Below are 4233 nucleotides of genomic sequence, written 5' to 3'. Positions count from 1 at the left end.
TCGAGCGGTTCTTTGGCAGGCTGAAAGCCTCGTTCCGTCGCATCGCAACCCGATACGAAAAGACGTCACGCAATTTCCTGTCGATGATCAAACTGGCATCCGTCAGACTGTGGATCGAGTTTTATGAGTCGGCTGCCTAGGAATTCGAACTCTGCCAGGTATTTGGCTGGAATTCTGAACCGGGCCTCCAGCCCGGCGGGATTGTACTGCACTGCCGCGGTGCCGCCGAGTTCGTGGGGAATGGAATGTTCCACGATGGTGGAGCCAAACCCGCGCCGTCGTGGTGCGATCACGATCGGGCCACCGCGTTCGACCCAATCCAGCTGCAATCCATTATCGGCCGTTGGCTGGATGTGGATGGTGACCCGGCCTTCTGCGTTGCTGAGCGCGCCATGTTTGACGGAGTTTGTGGTCAGCTCATGCAGCACCAGCGCCAATGTGGTGTAGGCCTCTGGCGTGATCTGCACATCTGGCCCGTTCACAACGATGCGGCGCGAGCGCGTGCCTGCATAGGCATCAAGTTCATAGTCCAATAGGATGCGCAGCGAGGCAGGTTCCCACCGTTCCTTGGTCAATTGGTCATGGGCGCGGGCCAGGGAATGGATGCGCCCGTCCAGATTCGAGGTGAAGTCGGAGAGGTTGCGCGCGGAGACTTTCGTCTGGCTGACCAGGCCGCGCATCAGGTTGAGAATATTGCGCACCCGGTGGTTCAGCTCCGCGATCAGCAGCTGTTGCTGTTCCTGGGCGCGGGCCCGTTCGGCATTGGCGGCTTCGGTGACTTTCAGAAACACCTCCAGCAGAACCGTGCGCAGCAGATTGGCCGCATTGAGCGTGACATCCTCCCAGGGGGCAGAGCGCCATTCCACGGTTTCTTTCCAGGCCTCAAAGCTCTTGCGCGGATGCAGCCGTAGCCCATTGGGGCCAACATTGACCGGTTTCACCGGATTGCCCGCCCATTTCACCGTTTGCGTGACGCTGCGGCGGCACAACAACAGATACTCCCCCGGCTGTTTTGAAATGGGGATCGCAATCAGACCGGCGCAGATGTCGGCATAGGCGCGCGCTGGGCGATGCAGCGTCTCCAGCTGATTGGTGGCGAAGATGTCGTGGATCTCGGTCTTGTCCAAAACCTGAACCAGTTCATGGGTTTCCGCCTCTGCCAGGGTGGTTCCGATGTTGTGGTAGCTGCCATTGGAGTAGAGCACCATGCCGTCATGTGGCACAACGGTTTGGATATCGGCAGAGATCGCACGCAGACTGTCCTGAAACGGGCGGCCATCGGCCAGCATCGCCATGACTTTGGTTTGCAGGCGATTGAAATCCTGTTCCTCCTGCGCGCGCTGCTCGGTTTCGAACCGGCTCAGCTCATAGGAAAAGATATGTCCAAACATCTCCACCGCGGTGCGGCGTTCGTAATCAATGTAGCGCGGCGTGTCGTGGTGGCAGGCAAACATCCCCCACAGCTCGCCGTCCTTCATGATGGACACCGACATGGAGGCCTGTACCCCCATGTTGCGCAGGTATTCGATATGAATGGGAGAGACGGCTCGGGTGACCGCCAACGACAGATCCAGCGGCTCGGCTGTGCCAGGATCGCTGCTGAGGATCGCCGCGCCCGTGTCTGCCACATCGGAAATCAGCCGCAGCAGCGAGCGTTTGTAGAGCGCGCGCGCCTGTGCGGGCACATCAGAGGCCGGGAAAAACAGGCCAAGATAGCGCTGTTCGCCGTCCCGGCGCACCTCTGCCAGCACCTGTCCGGAGTGGTCGGGCTGGAATTTGTAGACCATCACACTGTCAAAGCCGGTCAGCTGTTGCAGGCCAAGCGCTGCGCCCTGCGCCAGATCATCCACCCCGCCGGTCCGATGTAGCCTATCAAAATGCGGATAGACCTCTGACATGATATCGCGTTGATTACGCGCGCTTTTGGGTTCGAATTCCAGCACCAGCAGATCACCACTGCGGTGCAGGCTGACATCAAAACTGGTGTCTTTTGTTTTCAGCGGGACATTGAAAAACCGCAGGCTGTTGTCCGGCACATCAAGCGTCGCAAGCCCATCGCGCATCTGAGCCAGAGCGTCTTTGGCAATGAAACTGTCCAGCCGTTTGCCAAGGGCGCTGTCTGCGGGAACGCCAAATATCTGTTCCAGATTGGCAGAGGCCTGCACAACGGTCCAATCCGCATTGACTGCGAGCAGGGCGCCATAGGCCTGAACCCGGCCGAGTTTGTGGATCGGTTCCTGATCGCAATTGGTCAGATTGATGGCGGGGGCAGTGTTCGTATGTGGCAAAACAGGGCCTTTTCAGTCTTTGGGCGGGAACAGTCTCTGAACGAGGTCAGTCTGTCATTGGGGCAGGGGCGCTGCGCGCTTTGGCGATGATACCGCAGGGATCCTATTCAGAGCTTGGTCAGATCCGGTGGCGGGAAGGGTGTTTGATCAATTTGGTTTCGAAGATCGGCGCAGAGGCGGCGCGCCGGGGGGCGAAGAGGTCTATGTCTGAGGCACCGTTTTGCAATCTGGATGACCTCGCGATTTGGGCGATCTGGCAGTGTTTCATGATGCATGGACCATTTGGTTGCAGGTGGCAGCATCGTGAAACAGGCGGAACCCTGCTTTGCTATCTTCGACAATACTCTTGGCTGTGCTGCTGTTGGTCGCCACCTTGTCCAAGGCGGCGCAGGTGTCCTTCCAGATCGGACCATGATCGCGCTGCGAAAAATAGAGCGGCAAAGGGCTGTGTGGGACCTGTTGGGTCAGCCGTCGCCGCAAGACCTCGGTCCCCAGGCGTGAGCCCAACACAAGGTAGTCGACCGCCAGTCCGGTCAAAGCTGGCTGCGCGGACTGCGGCAGGGCAACAACGGTTTGGTTGCGTGCCTCACAGTCCTGATAAAGGGCCGCGATCAGCTCCTGCAAAAGGGCCGCGGAATGCATCCGCTCGGGGGGGCAAGTGGCGGACAGGGCTTCCAAGGCACTGAGCTGACAGGCCAGAAACCAGTCCAGATGCTGGGCCGGGTCCCGGTGGAACGCGGCAAAGGCCAATTCGGACCTGTCGTGATCAATCCGGGTGGCCTGACGCAGATGCATGCGAAAGCTCGGCGTGCTGTCCTGTTTGGGCGCTTTCGCTTGCCGCGGAGTGATCTGTTCAGACGTGGGAGGCGCCATCACCTGTGGGCGTTTAGCTGTGGCTGCCGGTGCCAGTGGTGTTGATCCCGCGTATACGACGTCTCGTTGCGGCGATGGGGTGTATACCGACCCGAGTTGCATGGACCCGAGTTGCATGGAGCTCTGTGTGTTGGATCCGTTATGTGGTGACCCCGGCTGTCCTAGGGCCTGATGTTTTGGATCCTTCTCGTTTGGATCCCTGTCTCTTTGATCCTTGTGTTTTGGATTCCAGTGCTTTGGATCTTCTTGCGACGGATCCGAATGGTTCAGATCCGAATGTTTCCGATCCTGGTGTTTCAGCTCCATATGTGTCGGCTCCCTGTATGTCGGCTCCACGTGGGTAGATGCACGTTTCGCAGTGTGTTCGGGCTGGTCGTGATCATTTGGGGTGGGGCACTGCAAAGATCCGGAAGGATCTGACCTCTTTTCAGACCACTAGCCTCAGCTTTTGGACTTCAGCGCTCAGGTGTCTAGCATTGGCCGTGATACGGATATTGATACGGATCCCCTTGGTACTCTCCCCCGTTTGTCGTCTGGCGCCGTCAGTTTGATACGCGTCTGCTATATGGGTTCAGAATTCCCCAGCTCCCGCGCTCTTGCAACCCGCTGGCCGTCGGGTTTTGCGGTAAGAGCGCAAAACCATCGCAAACTCTGCCCTTTAAAAAAGGAATCTGTGATCCCGGCGCGGCTTTACGGAGTCAAAATCGAGTCGTCGGTTGCGGGGTTTCTTGTGGCTCTAAGGGCCGTATCACCTAGATATGGTGTTGGGTCCGATACGGCATCCAACGCTACTGTATCCCAAGCGGTCGGGTGCGGTGCCTCTGGGGTTATCAATCGCCAAATGTGAGCGCAAAAATCGAACTTAACATGCTGATTTAAAACGATTTGATGGGGTGTCTCGAAAAAAGATGCAAAAAGCTGAAAAAAGCGCTTGCGGCTTTGTTTGTATCGCCTTAGAACCCCCTTCACCGGCGGCGCTGAGGCGCTACGGGGCGCGGCGGAGACGCTGCGGGGACGGGTCGGAGAGACGGCTGGACGCACTGGAGAGACGGTGAGACGCTCAGGAGAGACT

At 58.3% G+C, this 4233-nt stretch carries 1 protein-coding gene and 2 pseudogenes; 1 reads left to right on the top strand and 2 read right to left on the bottom strand.

Annotation, left to right across the window (positions count from 1 at the left end):
* Positions 1-140: pseudogene (locus Q0C28_RS00870) on the top strand (IS5/IS1182 family transposase); the annotation flags it as partial.
* Between the two features lie 339 nt (positions 141-479).
* Here the strand turns inward: Q0C28_RS00870 and Q0C28_RS00865 are convergent.
* Positions 480-2288, bottom strand: a pseudogene (locus tag Q0C28_RS00865) (HWE histidine kinase domain-containing protein); the annotation flags it as partial.
* 264 nt (positions 2289-2552) lie between these two features.
* Positions 2553-3161, bottom strand: coding sequence for a hypothetical protein (locus Q0C28_RS00860; RefSeq protein WP_293572759.1), 609 nt, complete (start codon positions 3159-3161; stop codon positions 2553-2555).
* Positions 3162-4233: the final 1072 nt, after the last annotated feature.

The organism is Phaeobacter sp. (assembly GCF_022825805.1).
In the GTDB taxonomy this organism is placed as follows: Bacteria; Pseudomonadota; Alphaproteobacteria; order Rhodobacterales; family Rhodobacteraceae; genus Phaeobacter.
This window is presented reverse-complemented; position numbering and strand designations above follow the sequence as displayed.